At 72.5% G+C, this 15,499-nt stretch carries 15 protein-coding genes; all 15 read left to right on the top strand.

Annotated elements, in window-relative coordinates; translation table 11 throughout:
• The first annotated feature begins 200 nt into the window (after positions 1 to 200).
• The 15 genes from ACIBMZ_RS12570 (at position 201) to ACIBMZ_RS12500 (ending at position 15,462) form a co-directional block, all read left to right on the top strand.
• Positions 201 to 1,760, top strand: coding sequence for a UDP-N-acetylmuramoyl-L-alanyl-D-glutamate--2,6-diaminopimelate ligase (locus ACIBMZ_RS12570; RefSeq protein WP_396693048.1), 1,560 nt, complete (start codon positions 201 to 203; stop codon positions 1,758 to 1,760).
• Entirely contained in the window at positions 1,757 to 3,163 is a 1,407-nt protein-coding gene (gene murF, locus ACIBMZ_RS12565) for a UDP-N-acetylmuramoyl-tripeptide--D-alanyl-D-alanine ligase (RefSeq protein WP_396693046.1), read from the top strand. The genes ACIBMZ_RS12570 and murF overlap by 4 nt, the downstream gene beginning before the upstream one ends.
• Positions 3,160 to 4,293: a phospho-N-acetylmuramoyl-pentapeptide-transferase gene (gene mraY, locus ACIBMZ_RS12560; RefSeq protein ID WP_396693044.1), complete on the top strand. Its 1,134-nt coding sequence runs from the start codon at positions 3,160 to 3,162 to the stop codon at positions 4,291 to 4,293. The genes murF and mraY overlap by 4 nt, the downstream gene beginning before the upstream one ends.
• 488 nt (positions 4,294 to 4,781) lie before the next feature.
• Positions 4,782 to 6,191, top strand: coding sequence for an FtsW/RodA/SpoVE family cell cycle protein (locus ACIBMZ_RS12555; RefSeq protein WP_396693513.1), 1,410 nt, complete (start codon positions 4,782 to 4,784; stop codon positions 6,189 to 6,191).
• Entirely contained in the window at positions 6,191 to 7,297 is a 1,107-nt protein-coding gene (murG, locus tag ACIBMZ_RS12550; protein ID WP_396693042.1) for an undecaprenyldiphospho-muramoylpentapeptide beta-N-acetylglucosaminyltransferase, read from the top strand. Before ACIBMZ_RS12555 ends, murG begins: the two co-directional genes overlap by 1 nt.
• 34 nt (positions 7,298 to 7,331) lie before the next feature.
• Positions 7,332 to 8,807, top strand: a complete 1,476-nt coding sequence (gene murC / locus ACIBMZ_RS12545) for a UDP-N-acetylmuramate--L-alanine ligase (RefSeq protein ID WP_396693040.1) — start codon at positions 7,332 to 7,334, stop codon at positions 8,805 to 8,807.
• 32 nt (positions 8,808 to 8,839) lie between these two features.
• The gene (locus tag ACIBMZ_RS12540; RefSeq protein WP_396693512.1) at positions 8,840 to 9,619 is read left to right on the top strand and encodes a cell division protein FtsQ/DivIB; all 780 of its coding nucleotides are present in this window, start codon (positions 8,840 to 8,842) and stop codon (positions 9,617 to 9,619) included.
• A 241-nt stretch (positions 9,620 to 9,860) separates the two neighbouring features.
• On the top strand, positions 9,861 to 10,976 hold the full coding sequence (gene ftsZ / locus ACIBMZ_RS12535; RefSeq protein ID WP_396693038.1) for a cell division protein FtsZ: 1,116 nt from the start codon (positions 9,861 to 9,863) through the stop codon (positions 10,974 to 10,976).
• Positions 10,977 to 10,985: 9 nt separating this feature from the next.
• Positions 10,986 to 11,729 carry a YggS family pyridoxal phosphate-dependent enzyme gene (locus tag ACIBMZ_RS12530; RefSeq protein ID WP_396693036.1) on the top strand — a complete coding sequence of 248 codons (744 nt, stop codon included), beginning with the start codon at positions 10,986 to 10,988 and terminating at the stop codon, positions 11,727 to 11,729.
• A 193-nt stretch (positions 11,730 to 11,922) separates the two neighbouring features.
• Positions 11,923 to 12,612, top strand: coding sequence for a cell division protein SepF (locus ACIBMZ_RS12525; RefSeq protein ID WP_396693034.1), 690 nt, complete (start codon positions 11,923 to 11,925; stop codon positions 12,610 to 12,612).
• A gap of 29 nt (positions 12,613 to 12,641) precedes the next feature.
• The gene (locus ACIBMZ_RS12520) at positions 12,642 to 12,947 is read left to right on the top strand and encodes a YggT family protein (protein WP_111212523.1); all 306 of its coding nucleotides are present in this window, start codon (positions 12,642 to 12,644) and stop codon (positions 12,945 to 12,947) included.
• 44 nt (positions 12,948 to 12,991) lie between these two features.
• A complete protein-coding gene (locus ACIBMZ_RS12515; protein WP_396693031.1) occupies positions 12,992 to 13,789 on the top strand; it encodes a DivIVA domain-containing protein in 798 nt (265 codons plus the stop codon).
• A gap of 74 nt (positions 13,790 to 13,863) precedes the next feature.
• Positions 13,864 to 14,451, top strand: coding sequence for a hypothetical protein (locus tag ACIBMZ_RS12510; RefSeq protein WP_396693029.1), 588 nt, complete (start codon positions 13,864 to 13,866; stop codon positions 14,449 to 14,451).
• Between the two features lie 3 nt (positions 14,452 to 14,454).
• Positions 14,455 to 14,760 carry a DUF167 domain-containing protein gene (locus ACIBMZ_RS12505; RefSeq protein ID WP_396693027.1) on the top strand — a complete coding sequence of 102 codons (306 nt, stop codon included), beginning with the start codon at positions 14,455 to 14,457 and terminating at the stop codon, positions 14,758 to 14,760.
• Positions 14,761 to 15,042: 282 nt separating this feature from the next.
• Positions 15,043 to 15,462: a TraR/DksA C4-type zinc finger protein gene (locus tag ACIBMZ_RS12500; RefSeq protein WP_117227075.1), complete on the top strand. Its 420-nt coding sequence runs from the start codon at positions 15,043 to 15,045 to the stop codon at positions 15,460 to 15,462.
• The last annotated feature ends 37 nt before the right edge of the window (positions 15,463 to 15,499 follow it).

Raw genomic sequence — 15,499 nt, 5'->3', positions numbered from 1 at the left:
ACCGTGCCCGGGTGCGTCGTCTTTCCGAATCCGCCCGCCTCGAAATGGTCGTCCGGTGACGACGTCGTCCGGATCGCGCCCGCTGCGGTGGCCGGGCACCCGGTGACCGCGCGCTCAGGCGCGCCGACGGCGGTACGCCTGTCGGGTGCACCGGCTGCCACCTGCGGTTCGACTTCGTGCGGCGGAGATTCAGGCGCGCCGTGCGGCCGGGCCCGGGCGACCGGGTAGGGTCTGACGCCGTGCGCGGCAATCCTCGTCCCCGTACCGTGACCGGAATCCGGCTCGGTGACCTAGCCGCCCTGCTCACCGTGGCGCCCTCCACCAGCGCCGATCCGTTGGTGACCGGGGTGACCCACGCCAGTCAGGAGGTCCGACCCGGCGACCTGTACGCGGCCCTGCCCGGCGCGCGCCGGCACGGCGCGGAGTTCGCCGCCGGTGCGGCCCAGGCCGGCGCGGTCGCGGTGCTGACCGACCCGGCCGGTGCCGAGTCGGCCGCCGGCACCGGACTGCCGGTCCTGGTGGTCGACGACCCGCGCGCGGTGCTGGGCCCGGTCGCCTCGACGATCTACGGCGACCCGACCGCGCACCTGCTGACGATCGGAGTCACCGGCACCGCCGGGAAGACCTCCACCGCCTACCTCGTCGAGTCCGGGCTACGTGCCGCCGGCCACACCACCGGCCTGATCGGCACCGTCGAGACGCGCCTGGGCGACCTGGTGGTGGACAGCGTGCGGACCACGCCGGAGGCCACCGACCTGCACGCGATGCTCGCCGCCGCCCGTGAGCGGGGCGTCACCGCAGTGGTCATGGAGGTCTCCAGCCACGCGCTGGCGATGGGCCGGGTCGGCGGGGTGCGATTCCGGGTGGGCGGCTGGACCAACTTCGGCTCCGACCACCTGGACTTCCACGCCGACGCCGAGGACTACTTCGCGGCCAAGGCGCGGCTGTTCGACGGGCGCTGCGCGGTGGAGGTGCTCAACCGCGACGACCCGGCGCTGGAGCCGCTGTTCCGACCGGCCACGGTCAGCTACTCGGCGGCCGGTGACCCGACCGCCACCTGGTGGGCCGACAAGATCGACGGCGACGGGTACGCCCAGCGTTTCACCGCGCACGGCCCGGACGGGTTGACGCTGCCCGCCGGGGTGGCGCTGCCCGGCCGGCACAACGTGGCGAACGCCCTGCTGGCCATCGCCGCGCTGGTCGCCGCCGGAGTCGACCCGGCGACCGCCGCCGAGGGGGTGGCCGCCTGCGGTGGCGTACCCGGGCGGTTGGAGTCGGTGGGCGTGGCCGGCGGGGTACGCGGGGTGGTCGACTACGCGCACAAGACCGACGCCGTGGTGGCCGCGTTGGCCGCACTGCGCGAACTCAGCGCCGGCCGACTGATCTGCGTGATCGGTGCGGGCGGCGACCGGGATCGGGGCAAGCGGCCCCTGATGGGTGCCGCTGCCGCGGAGGGAGCCGACGTGGTCGTGGTGACCGACGACAACCCGCGCACCGAGGAGCCGTCGGCGATCCGCGCCGAGGTGCTCGCCGGTGCCTACCAGGCCGGTGCGGCGGCTCGGATCATCGAGGTGGCCGGGCGTCGCGCGGCGATCGACGAGGCGGTCCGGCTGGCCGAGCCGCAGGACGTGGTGGCACTGTTGGGCAAGGGCCACGAACGCGGCCAGGAGATCGCGGGCGAGACGCACCCGTTCGACGACCGGACGGAGCTCGCCGACGCGCTCCGGGCCCGTTTCGGGGACCTGGCGGGCCAGCGGTGATCGCGCTGCGCCTGGCCGAGATCGCCTCGGCCGTCGACGGTCGGCTGGTCGACGCCGACCCCGCCGCACAGGTCACCGGCAGTGTCGAGTTCGACTCGCGCAAGGTCGTCGCCGGTGGACTCTTCGTCGCGTTCGACGGGGAGAAGGTCGACGGGCACGACTACGCGGCGGGGGCCGTGGAAAGCGGCGCGGTGGCGGTGCTGGGCACCCGCGAGGTGCCCGGCGTACCGATGATCGTGGTCGCCGACGCGCTGACCGCGATGGGCCGGCTGGCCCGGGCGGTGGTCGACCGGCTGCCGGAGCTGACCGTGATCGGGCTGACCGGTTCCTCCGGCAAGACCACCACCAAGGATCTGATCGCCCAGCTCACCGCCCGACTCGGGGAGACGGTGGCGCCGCCCGGCTCGTTCAACAACGAGCTGGGGCACCCGTACACCGCGTTGCAGGCCGGGCCGACGACCCGCTACCTGGTGATGGAGAAGGGCGCGCGGGGCATCGGCCACGTGCGCTACCTCTGCGAGGTGGCGCCGCCGCGCATCTCCGTGGTGCTCAACGTCGGGGTGTCACACATCGGGGAGTTCGGTTCGCAGGAGAACATCGCGGTGGCCAAGGGCGAACTGGTGGAGGCGCTGTCGGCCGACGGTCTGGCGGTGCTCAACGCCGACGACCCGCTGGTCGACGCGATGGCGAGCCGCACCGTGGCCCGGGTGGTCCGGTACGGCGAGGCGGCGCACGCCGACATCCGGGCCGAGGACGTGACGCTGGACGAGCGTGGCCGACCGGCGTACACCCTGGTGACGCCGGAGGGGGACGCGCCGGTGCGGCTCGGGCTCGCCGGGCGGCACCAGGTCTCCAACAGCCTGGCCGCCGCGGCGGTGGCCCGGGAACTGGGCATGCCGCTGACCGAGCTGGCCGTCGCGCTGGGCGCGCTCGGCTTGGTCTCCACCCGTCGGATGGACGTCTTCGAACGCACCGACGGGGTGACCGTGATCGACGACTCGTACAACGCCAATCCGGCGTCGATGGCGGTGGCGCTGCGCGCGCTCGCCGGCATCGGCACCGGGAGGCGGACCGTCGCCGTGCTCGGCTACATGGCCGAGCTGGGTGACTTCGAGACGCAGGGGCACGCCGACATGGGCCGTCTCGCGGCCGAGCTGGGCGTCGCCCGGCTGCTGGTGGTCGGTGAGGCCGCGGCGCCGATTCACCACGGGGCGACATCGGTAGGTGACTGGGGAGGAGAGTCGGTGTTGCTCACCGATCAGGCGGCGGCCGTCGAGGTGCTGCGCAGCGAGCTACGACCGGGCGATGTCGTCCTGGTGAAGGGCTCCCGGTACCGGACCTGGGAGGTGGCCGACGCGCTGCGCGTCGAGGCGGCCGCAGACGGCGAGGGTGACGCTTCGTGAGAGCGGTCATCGTGGCCATCGGGGTGGCCTTCCTCGTCTCGCTGTTCTGCACCCCGATCGCGATCAAGGTGTTCACCCGGCTGAAGGCCGGGCAGCCGATCCGGGCCGAGGGCCCGCAGATGCACCAGGGCAAGAAGGGCACCCCGACCATGGGCGGGGTGGTGTTCATCCTGGCCACCGTCATTGCGTACGTGGCCGGGCACCTGGCCCTGACCACCCTGCCGGACGCGCAGATCGCCCAGGTCGAGCCGACGATCACCGCGCTGGTGCTGCTGGGTCTGATGGTCTTCTGCGGTGCGGTCGGCTTCGTCGACGACTTCCTCAAGGTGCGTAAGCGGCACAGCGGCGGGTTGAGCGCGCGGGGCAAGCTGCTCGGCCAGATCCTGGTCGGTGCGCTGTTCGGGGTGGTGGCGCTCTACTTCCCGTCCACCATGACCGACTCCAGCGGGGAGGTGACCAACACCGAGACCGTCGGCAGCACGACGCTCAGCTTCATCCGGGACATCCCGGCGCTGGACGTCACCAAGATCGGCGCGGTGATCATCTTCATCTTCGTGGTGATGGCGGCGACCAACGGCGTGAACCTCACCGACGGCCTCGACGGTCTGGCCACCGGTGCCTCGGTGATGGTGCTCGGCGCGTACGCGGTGATCGCGTTCTGGCAGTACCGGCACTGGTGCGCCGACCCGTCGTACACCGCCAACCCGAACAACTACTGCTACGCGGTCCGGGACCCGCTGGAGATCGCGTTGATCGCCGGTGCCGCCGCCGGTGCCTGTGTCGGCTTCCTCTGGTGGAACACCTCGCCGGCCCGGATCTTCATGGGCGACACCGGCGCGCTCGGCCTGGGCGGCCTGATCGCCGGCATGGCGATGTCCACCCGGACGGTGCTGCTGCTCCCGATCATCGGTGGCCTGTTCGTGATCATCACGATGTCCGTGGTGATCCAGATCATCTCCTTCAAGACCACCGGCAAGCGGGTCTTCCGGATGTCGCCGCTGCAACACCACTTCGAGCTCGCCGGCTGGAGCGAGGTCAACATCGTGGTCCGCTTCTGGATCATCGCCGGCATCGGTGTGGCCATCGCCCTCGGCCTCTTCTACAGCGACTTCCTGGCCAACATGGGCTGACCCCACCGCATCCGCCCCCACGCTCCACCGCCTCGGCGATCATGGAGTGGTGGCACGGACGAAAGCCCCGTACCGGGACTCTTCGCCAGCCACCACTCCATGATCGCGGGGGCTGGGCGGGTGGGGACGGCGGGGCGGGGGTGTCGGAGGGTGATCGGGAGGCGGCGGAATGTGGCTGAACGCAAGTTCGACACGCCGACCGGCCGGTACCGCCGGTGTCAGGTCCCCGGAGCGGCGATGATGGCGCTGTGGGGGAGGTGCGAGAAGACGACGGCGCGCGGCCTGCCCGGCGGTCGTCCCGGGTAGGGCCCGCCGGGGGGACGTCCGTGGCGGTCGGGACCGAGGAGGTGGCGCGGCCGGGTGGACCGGGAGCGACCGGCGGCACGCGCGCGAACGCCGGATCGGGTACCGGTCGTACCGGTGGATCGGGTACGGCCGGCGCGGCACCGGGTGGTGGGCCGTGGCGGGGCCTGGACGCGGTGGGCGGGTTGGCCGCGCTGCGTGGCCTGCTGTCCCGGCCGCTGGCCTCCTACCACCTGCTGCTCGCCAGCGCCGGACTGCTGCTGCTGATCGGCCTGACCATGGTCTTCTCGGCCACCAGCGTGCGCGACTACGCGCAGGGCGGCAGCGCCTCGACGTCGCTGACCAGGCAGGCGATCTTCGCGGTGATCGGCATCGTGGTGTTCTGGGCCTGCCAGCGGCTGCCCGCCAGCACCTACCGGTCGCTGGGTCGCCCGGCGCTGGCCGTCTCGGTGGCACTGCTGGTGGTGCTGAACCTGCTGGAGGCGTACGGGCGGCTGACCGACGGCGATCCCCGGATCGGCCCGCTGGAGGCCGACCTGCTCTGGCTGTACGTGTTCGGGTTCGGCCTGCAACCCTCCGAGCTGGCGAAGTTCGCCCTGGTGCTGTGGGGGGCGTACGTGCTGGCCCGCAAGGGCGCGGCGCTGGGCTGGTGGCGGGAGCTGGCCACCCCGCTGTTCCCGGTGGTGGCCCTGATGTTCGTCCTGGTCGGCTACAACGACCTGGGCAGCATGCTCTGCCTGCTGGCCCTGGTGGTCGGTCTGCTCTGGGCGGCCGGGGTGCGGTTGCGGATCTTCGCCGCGCTCGGCGCGATCGGTCTGGCCGGCATCGGACTGCTGGTCGCGGTGGCCTCGCTCGGCGCCGGCTCCGGCGTCCGTGGCGAGGAGAACTACCGGCTGGCGCGGCTCACCGTCTTCTTCAACCCGCCGCCGCTGGACGACTGCCGCGACGCGCTCTGCTACCAGATGGTCCAGGCCCGCTACGCCATCGCCAACGGCGGCTGGTTCGGCACCGGGCTGGGGCAGGGGCGCACCAAGTGGGCCTGGCTGCCGGCGGCCGAGAACGACTTCATCTTCGCGGTCATCGCCGAGGAACTCGGCGTGGTCGGCTGCGCGGTGGTGGTGGTGCTGTTCGCCGTGCTCGCCTACACCGGCCTGCGGATCGCCCGCCGGATCGACGACCCGTTCCGCCGGCTGGCCGCCGCCGGGGCCACCGCGTGGCTGGTCGGCCAGGCGTTCATCAACATGGGTGGCGTGATCGGGCTGCTGCCACTGACCGGTGTGCCGCTGCCGTTCATCTCCGACGGCGGCAGCGCCCTCGTCGTCACGCTCGCCGCCGTCGGCATGCTGGCCTCATTCGCCCGGGCGGAACCCGATGCGGCCCGGGCCCTGCATGCCCGTCCGCCGGCCCGATGGGTCCGACTAGTGTGGGCTCCGTTGCCGCCGCTTCCCGGCCGGCGCCGCCGCGCGGCGCCGCCGACGGCTGCCCGTGGGTCCGTACCCCAGGCACGCAAGCGGCGCAGGGACGACCAGGCCGCACCGCGTGGCACCCGGGAGAGCCGGGGCCGTGGCGGGTCGGCGGACGAGAGGAGACGTTGATGGGTCCGCTGCGTTCGGTGGTGCTCGCAGGAGGTGGCACCGGGGGGCACATCTACCCGCTGCTGGCCTTCGCCGACTGCCTTCGCCGACACGACCCCGGCGTCCGGATCACCTGCCTCGGCACACCCAAGGGCCTGGAGAACGAGCTGATCCCGCCGGCCGGCTACGACCTGCGCAACATCCCGGCCTACCAGTTGCCCCGGTCGGTCAACCTGAACCTGGTCCGCACGCCGGGCCGGATGTGGACCGCGGCCCGCGCCGCCGGCAAGGTGATCGACGAGGTGCGCGCCGACGCGGTGGTCGGCTTCGGCGGGTACGTGTCGGTGCCGGCGTACCTGGCCGCGTGGCGGCGGGAACTGCCGATCGTGATCCACGAGGTGAACGTGCCGCCGGGCGTGGCCAACCGGCTGGGCATGAAGTTCACCAAGCACGTGGCGGTCGGCTTCCCGCACCAGCCGGCCCAGGCCGAGTCGCTGCGGGACGCCCGGGTGGTCGGGGTGCCGCTGCGCCGGGCCATCGCCGGGCTGGACCGCGCCGCCATGCGCAACGCCGCCCGCGCCCACTTCGGACTCCGTCCCGACCTGCCGGTGCTCTTCGTCGCCGGTGGCTCCCAGGGCGCCCGGTCGATCAACCTGGCGGTGGCCGGGGCGGCCAAGGAGCTGGCCCGCAACGGCATCCAGGTGCTGCACGTGATGGGTGCCCGCAACGAGCCGGTGCCGATCCCGACCGACCTGCCGGTGCCGTACGTGACCCTGCCGTACCTGTCCGACATGGATGCCGGGTACGCCGCCGCGGATCTGCTGCTGGGCCGGGGCGGGGCGATGACCTGTGCCGAGGTGGCCGCGATCGGCCTGCCGACCATCTACGTGCCCTACCCGCACAGCAACCAGGAGCAGAAGCGTAACGCGCTGCCGGTGGTGGAGGCCGGTGGCGGGCTGCTGGTCGACGACGCCGAGCTGACCCCGGACTGGCTGGAGCGGACGGTGATCCCGCTGGTCCGCGACCCGCAGCGGCTGCACGCGATGGGCACCGCCGCCGCCGCGTACGGCCGGCGGGACGGCGACGAGGCGCTGCTGAACTTCGTCTACGAGGCGGTGAACCGGTGAAGCGACCGGATTCCCGAACGAAAGGTTGGTCCCGATGACCACGTTCAGCCCGGCCGGCACGCTGACCGCCGAGGACCTGGGCCACATCCACCTGATCGGGGTGGGTGGCGTCGGGATGAGTGGCCTGGCCCGGCTCTTCCTCACCCGGGGGTTGCCGGTCTCCGGCAGCGAGCTGCGGGAATGGCCGTCCCTGGCCGGTCTGCGGGCGCTCGGCGGGACGATCCACATGACCCACGAGGCGACCAACCTGGACGGTGTGGACACGGTCGTGTACTCCTCGGCCATCCCCGCCGACCACCTGGAGATGGTCGAGGCGCGGGAGCGGGGGCTGCGGGTGCTGCACCGGTCGGAGGCGCTGGCGGCGGCGATGACCGGCCGGCGCACGGTGGCGGTGGCGGGGACGCACGGCAAGACCACCACCACCTCGATGGTGACCATGGTGCTCCAGCGGGCCGGCACCGATCCGTCCTTCGTGATCGGTGGGGAGATCTCCGAGGGCGGCTCCGGGGCGCACCACGGCACCGGTGAGTACTTCGTGGTCGAGGCGGACGAGAGCGACCGCTCGTTCCTCATCTACCGGCCGTTCGTCTCGATCATCACGAACGTCGAGGCCGATCACCTGAACACCTACGGTGACCTGGCCACCCTGGAGGCGGCGTTCGCCGAGTTCGCCCGGCTCACCGACCCGGCGGGTTTCGTCATCACCTGCGCCGACGACCCGGGCGGTCGGCGGCTGGCGGCCACGCTGCGCGCCGAGGGGCGGCGGGTGTACACCTACGGCGAGGCCGACGACGCCGACCTGCGGTTGAGCGACATCGTGTCGTCGGCCCAGGGGGTGCGCTACCGGGCCCACGTCGACGGCCGGTCGCTGGGCGAGTTCCGGCTGCCGGTGCCGGGTCGGCACATGGGGCTCAACAGCGCCTCGGCGGTGCTGGCGACGTACCTGCTGGAGCTGCCGCTGACGGCGGCCGAGGCCGCGTTGGCGGCCTTCCCCGGCGTCCGCCGACGGTTCGAGCGCAAGGGCGTGGTGGACGGGGTGCTCGTCTACGACGAGTACGCCTACCACCCGACCTCGATGACGCTGGCCCTGCAGACGCTGCGGGAGGTGGCCGGGGAGGGACGGCTGATCGTCGTCTTCCAGCCCTACCGGCTCTACCGCACCCGGGACCTACAGGCGGAGATCGCCGAGGCGCTGGCGATCGCCGACGAGCTGGTGCTGCTGGAGGTCTTCGGCCCGGGCGAGCTGCGCGGCCCGGGCGAGGGTTCGGCGGCGCTGATCCAGGCGGTGGAGTTGCCGGCGGCGCAGAAGGTTTTCGTCGAGTCGTGGGAGGACGCGCCGGTGGAGGTGGCCCGGCGGGCCCGTCCCGGTGACGTGGTGGTGACCATGGGCGCTCCGCCGATCTCGCTGATGGGCGACGAGCTGCTCGTCGCCTTGACCGCGCGGGCCGCAGGTTCGCCGGTGGCGGCCGGCGGTGGCACGGCGCTCGGCGTGGACCGTACGGCGGAATGAGTCCCGGCCCGGCGCGCGGGCGCGGCACCGGTGTGGACGGCGGCGGAGGTCGCCGTCCCACCCGGCGGTGGCAACTGGTCCGGGCGGGCCGGGACGCGGTGCCCGCCTCGACCCGGCGGTTCATGGCCCGGGCCCGGCGTCGGCGGATGCGCGCCGCGCTGCCCTGGGCGGTGGCCGGTGGCGTGCTCGCCCTCGCCGGTCTGGTCGTGTGGACGCTGCTGGGCACCGGCTTGTTCGGGGTGCGCGAGATGCGGGTGGAGGGCGCCGAGCTGGTCACTGCCGTGCAGGTGCGGGACGTGGCCGGGGTGCCCGACGGCGCGCCGCTGGCCCGGGTCGACCTGGCCGAGTTGGCCGCCCGGATCGGCACGCTGCCGCCGGTGGAGCGGGCCACCGTGCACCGGGACTGGCCGGACGGGCTGGTGGTGCGGCTGACGGAGCGGACCGGTGTGGCGGTGGTGCCGCGTGGGCAGCAGTTCGACGTGATCGACGCGTCCGGGGTGGCGTTCCGGACGGCGCCGCAGCGGCCGGACGGCCTGCCGTTGCTGCGGCTGACCGACGCCGGGCCGGAGGATCCGGACACCCGGGCGGGGCTGACGGTGCTCGGCGAGCTGACTCCGCAGTTGCGCGGTGAGCTGGTGGAGGTACGGGTCGAGGGACTGGCCCGGATCAGCGTGCTGCTGCGCGAAGGCCGCACGGTCTTCTGGGGTGACGCGACCCGTGGGGCGGACAAGGCCCGGGTCGCCACCGCCCTGCTCGGCGAGGAGGCCGACCGGATCGACGTCAGCGCGCCGGACGTGGTCACCTTCCGGTGAGTGACCGATCAGGCTGTGAGGCGCCCCGCTCCACCGGCGACACGCCGGAAAGGTCCTTGGCACATCGCTCGGCTGCGCTTACGTTGCCCGGAAGAGGATCAGTGGTTGACATAACTGTAACCCTCTAGTAGAGGGTGAGGGTTTGCCTCGCGACCTCGCTGGTGACAGCCGAGTCGACCGCAGGTCTGGCCACGCCGAAGCCGGTCGGGGAGCAGCCAATCTCGAAGGGAAAGGACCGGAGATGACACCTCCGCACAACTACCTGGCGGTCATCAAGGTCGTCGGCATCGGGGGCGGCGGCGTCAACGCCGTCAACCGGATGATCGAGGTTGGGCTCAAGGGCGTCGAGTTCATCGCGATCAACACGGACGCGCAGGCGTTGCTGATGAGCGACGCCGACGTGAAGCTCGACGTCGGTCGCGAACTGACCCGGGGCCTCGGCGCCGGGGCCAACCCGGACGTCGGCAAGAACGCCGCCGAGGACCACCGCGACGAGATCGAGGAGGTGCTCAAGGGCGCCGACATGGTCTTCGTGACCTGCGGCGAGGGCGGCGGCACCGGCACCGGCGGCGCTCCGGTGGTGGCGAACATCGCCCGCAAGCTGGGCGCGTTGACCATCGGTGTGGTGACCCGTCCCTTCTCCTTCGAGGGCAAGCGTCGGCAGGTGCAGGCCGAGGCCGGCATCGACGAGCTGCGCAACCAGTGCGACACCCTGATCGTCATCCCCAACGACCGGCTGCTGGCCCTCGGCGACCGCAACATCAGCATGATGGACGCGTTCCGCACCGCCGACCAGGTGCTGCTCTCCGGTGTTCAGGGCATCACCGACCTGATCACCACGCCGGGTCTGATCAACCTGGACTTCGCGGACGTCAAGAGCGTGATGAGCGGCGCGGGCAGCGCGCTGATGGGCATCGGCAGCGCACGCGGTGAGAACCGTGCCGTGGAGGCCGCCGAGGCGGCCATCTCCAGCCCGCTGCTGGAGCAGAGCATGGACGGCGCGCGTGGCGTGCTGCTCTCCATCGCGGGCGGCTCCGACCTGGGCCTGTTCGAGATCAACGACGCCGCTCAGCTGGTCACCGACGCGGCGCACCCGGACGCCAACATCATCTTCGGTGCGGTGATCGACGACGCGCTCGGCGACGAGGTGCGGGTGACCGTCATCGCCGCCGGATTCGACGGTGGCACTCCGGCGTACAAGGCGGCCGAGTCGCCGCGCAAGACCAACCAGAACCAGCCGACGCAGCCGAGCACGCCGGTCGTGCCGTCGCCCGCCGTGCCGGCGCCACCGCAGTCGCCGCGTCGGGTGCTGTTCGACGACGTCGACGTGCCCGACTTCCTCAAGAACGGGTCCTGAGCGGCACCGATGACCGACAGCCCCGCACTGGTACGACCCGACCGGCGTGCCGAACTCGCCGCCGGGCTGGCCCGGGTGCGCGCCCGCATCGCCGACGCGTGCGCCGCCGCGGGCCGGGACCGGGCCGAGGTGACGATGATCGCGGTGACCAAGACCTACCCGGCCGCCGACGTGGTCGCGCTGGCCGGGCTCGGCGTGACCGACGTGGGGGAGAACCGCGACCAGGAGGCGGCCCCGAAGGCCGCCGAGGTCGCCGCGGCCGGCGTCGCGCCCCGCTGGCACTTCGTCGGTCGGCTGCAACGCAACAAGGTGAAGTCGGTGCTGCGCTACGCCGACATGATCCAGTCCGTCGACAGCGTGCGGCTGGCGTCCACGTTGGCCGCCGCAGCCGGCGGACGGGACCGGCCGTTGGAGGTGTTGGTGCAGGTCAGCATCGACGGCGACCCGTCCCGGGGCGGTGCGGTGCCGTCCGGTGCCGACCCGGACCTCGGGCTCGGTCCGGTCACCGAGGCGGTGGCCGCCGCACAGGGCCTACGGCTGGCCGGACTGATGGCGGTGGCGCCGCTCGGCTGGGAACCGGAGCGGGCCTTCGCCCGACTGGCCGAGCTCGCCGCCGAGGTGCGTGCCGCGCATCCGGACGCCACGGTGCTCTCGGCGGGTATGAGCGGCGACCTGGAGGCGGCCATCGGCCACGGCGCGACACATGTCCGCGTCGGTAGCGCGTTGCTCGGAATGCGTCCCACGCTGCGGTAGCCTGGCCGCGAGAGAAGCAAATTACATCAGTGTTGTTTGCGGGAACGGCCTTCCTCGCCACGGGGGGCGTGACGTGCAACGCGAATTGCGCGTCGGAGGATTGCCGTTCCGGTCCAGTGGGCAGGAACGGCCCACTCGCGACAGGCGACACGGCGGGGGCGTGTGCCGCACGGCGGACGGGAAGGGCGCGGGGATGGGTGCACTGCGCAAGGCGGGGGTCTGGCTCGGACTGGTCGAAGAGGACGAGGAGCGGGCCTACGACGACGGTGGCTACGAAAAGGGTGGCTACCGCGAGTCGCGTTACCGGCAGAGCCGGTACGCCGAGGAGTTCGCCGACGATGACGACGACGAGGTGGACGAGGCGCCTGCGCCCCGGCCACGGCTCGGCGACCGGGGGCGGTTGAGCGAGCGCGCCGGAGGCCGCCTCGGTGACTCCGACCGGCTGGAGTCGGAGCGGCCGGAGCGGTCCGAGCGGTCCAGCGTGCGGTCGATCACCCGGGCGTCCGCCGACTCGTCCGGCGGGACCACCTACCACACCCGGGACAACCTGGCCCTGGCGCCGCAGGTGCAGCCGCGTGAGCGGGTGATGCCCGAGGAGGAGCAGCGCTACCAGATCACCACGCTGCACCCGACCACCTACCGGGAGGCGCGGACCATCGGCGAGCACTTCCGGGACGGCGTACCCGTGATCATCAACCTCACCGAGATGGACGAGGCGGATGCCCGCCGTCTGGTGGACTTCGCCGCCGGGTTGGCGTTCGGGCTGCGCGGTACGATCGAGCGCGTGACCAACCGGGTGTTCCTACTCTCGCCGGCCAACGTCCAGGTCACCGCGGAGGACAAGGCCAAGATCGCTGAGGGTGGGTTCTTCAGCCTGAGTTGACCCGCCCGACCCGAGGGACGCCACAAGCCGTGTTGTCGATCTTGCTACAGGTTCTCTACCTGATCACGTATGTCTTTCTGATCGTTCTTTTGGCCCGTTTCGTGTTGAGCGCCGTCCTCCAGTACGGGCGGCGTTGGCAACCTGGTCGCGGAGCATCGGCCGGACTGGAATCCGTGTGGAGCGTCACTGATCCCCCGCTCTGGGCGTTGAGGCGTGTGATCCCTCCGCTGCGAATTGGTACCGTGAGCATCGACCTGGCCTCCCTTGTGCTCCTGGTTATCCTGTTCGTGCTGATGAGGTTTGTGTTAGAGCCGGCGATCATCAGGACCGCCTGATGACCGACGCGCTATCGCGGCCGCAACTGACCCGAGGAGTTTCGATGCCGCTGACCCCGGCCGACGTCCACAACGTCGCCTTCAAGAAGCCGCCGATCGGCAAGCGGGGCTACGACGAGGAGGAGGTCGACGCCTTCCTGGACGAGGTCGAGCGCGAACTCGCCCGTCTGATCGAGGAGAACAACGAGCTGCGCGCCCAGGTGGAGCGCGGCGGTCGGGGCGGCGCCCCGACCGGTCCCGGTGGTGACGCCCGCCTCGCCGCCGAGCTCAACGACGTCAAGGCGCAGCTCGACCGCGTGCAGCGGGACAAGGCCGCCGCCGAGCAGGCCGCCCGCGCGATGCAGGCCGAGCTGGAGCAGACCCGCTCCGCCGGTGGTGCGGTGCCGGGCGGTGACGGCGAGCAGCAGGCGCTGCGAGTGCTGATGATGGCCCAGCGCACGGCGGACGACCACGTCTCCGACGCGCGCCGCGAGGCCGACCAGTTGCTCTCCGAGGCCCGTTCCAAGGCCGAGGAGGTCACCCGTGAGGCGCGGGCCAAGGCCGACGCGCTGGAGCGGGACGCCCGCCAGCGGCACCAGGAGGCCATGGGCGGCCTGGACGCCAAGCGCACCGCGCTGCAGAAGCACATCGAGGAGCTCAAGCAGTTCGAGCGCGAGTACCGCACCCGGCTCAAGGCATACCTGGAGAGCCAGTTGCGTGACCTCGACGGTCGCGGTCAGGGCCTGGAGGCCGAGATGACCCGCGGGGACGGCAACCGGGCCGCCGGCAACGGCCTGGCCGCCGCCGGGCTCGCCGGTTCCTACGGCGGCGGTCGCTCCGGCGCTCTCGAGGCCGGTCGCTGACTCGGGCCGGTGACCGCCGTCGACACGGCGGTCGCCCGCCCTGCCTGATCGGTACGACGCGGCGGGGGTGAGCGGTGATAGTCGTCAGTCTTGCGCTCATCCTCGTCGCCGTGGTGCTGCTGGTGCTCGGTCTGGCCGGTGGCTCCAGTCCGTTGCTGGTCGTCTCGATCGGCGCCAGCCTGCTGGCCGCCGTCGCTCTGGTCACCGGCGCCCGCCAGGCCGCCACCGGCCGCGCGGCGGCCCGTGGTGACCGGCCGCCGGACGACGCCACCGGGACGACCGTCCAGGCGAGCCCGTCGGGCATCCCGACACAGCACGTCCCGCCGACCGTCGACACCGGCGACTCCGGGTGGCGGCAACCACCCGGTTCGCCGGTGACGGTCGACGCGGCGGGCCTCATCGAGGGTGCGGTGGTCGACGGGTACGACGACGAACCGGCCGCCCAGCAGATCACGCCGGAGCAGGCCGCCCGGCTGGCCCGGCTGCCGGACGAGGTCCGGGTGGTGGACGGACGGCCCCGCTACCATCTGGCCGAGTGCGTGCATCTGGTCGGTCGCGACCACGAGCCGCTGCCCGCCGCCGAGGCGGCGGAACTCGGCTTCACGCCGTGTGGGCTCTGCGCCCCCGGCACCGTCCTGCTCTCCGAGTCCGGCCGCCGCTGAGTGGTGGCCGAGGTGCTCACCGTCGCCGTACGGGTGAAGCCGGGGGCGTCCCGGGCCCGGGTGGGTGGCCGGTTCGACGGCCCGCACGGTCCCGCCCTGGTGATCGCCGTCAACGCTCCGGCGGTGGACGGACGGGCCACCGAGGCGGCGCGTCGTGCGTTGGCCGACGCGCTCGGCGTCCGACCGTCGGCCGTGTCACTGCGGGCGGGCGCGGCCAGCCGCGACAAACTCTTCCTGATCGCCGCCGCCGGGCCGGAGCCGGTGTCACGGCTGTCCCGGTTGCGCGACGGCGCGGCCCCGCCCGGCTGACCGGCAGGACCCCGGATCGGGGGTACGGGGGCGGCGAACCGGCTGGCGACGTGGTCGCGATCTGCTAGCGTTCCCCGTGCCCCGGTAATGGCATGAAACGGGGCGGATGGTGCGTTTCGGTGCGGCAGATTGTCGGACGCCTGTACGTTCCGTATCCTTGCCAGCCTCCGGAGTGCGCGGCCAGGTCGCCGCGCGCCCGTTCTGTACCTGGGGCAGCCGATGTCGGCGGCCCCTGTTCAGGTGCCGCGGACTTCCCGTGGCGCCGTGGCCGAGGGAGCGACTATGGCCAAGCCAGCCGACACCAGGACCGCAGGCCGCAAGCCGGCGCCGAAGTCCACCCGCAGTGCCGCGGAGACCGAGAAGATCCGTGCCGCGCTGGCGGCCCGCCATGACGAGTTGCGCGCCGAGTACGATCAGACGCTGAGCGAGATCACCGAGCTGCAGCGCGACCGCCTGACCGACTCGGCCGGGGACGACCAGGCCGACACCGGGACCAAGACGCTCGAGCGGGAGCAGGAGATCTCCCTCGCCAACAGCATCCTGGAACGGATCACGCAGGTCGAGCGCGCGCTGGAGCGGCTCGACGAGGGTGGTTACGGCTGGTGCGCGCGGTGCGGCAACCCCATCCCGGTGGAGCGCCTGGCCGCGTTCCCGTCGGCCACCCTCTGCGTGACCTGCAAGCAGCTGGAGGAGCGGCGCTGAAGGCTGTCTCCCCGGCACTGGTGCGCGGCGGTGCGAC

The organism is Micromonospora sp. NPDC049900 (assembly GCF_044461025.1).
GTDB lineage: Bacteria > Actinomycetota > Actinomycetes > Mycobacteriales > Micromonosporaceae > Micromonospora.
Note: the sequence above shows the minus strand (reverse complement) of the source record. Positions and strands in the feature narration are given on the sequence as shown.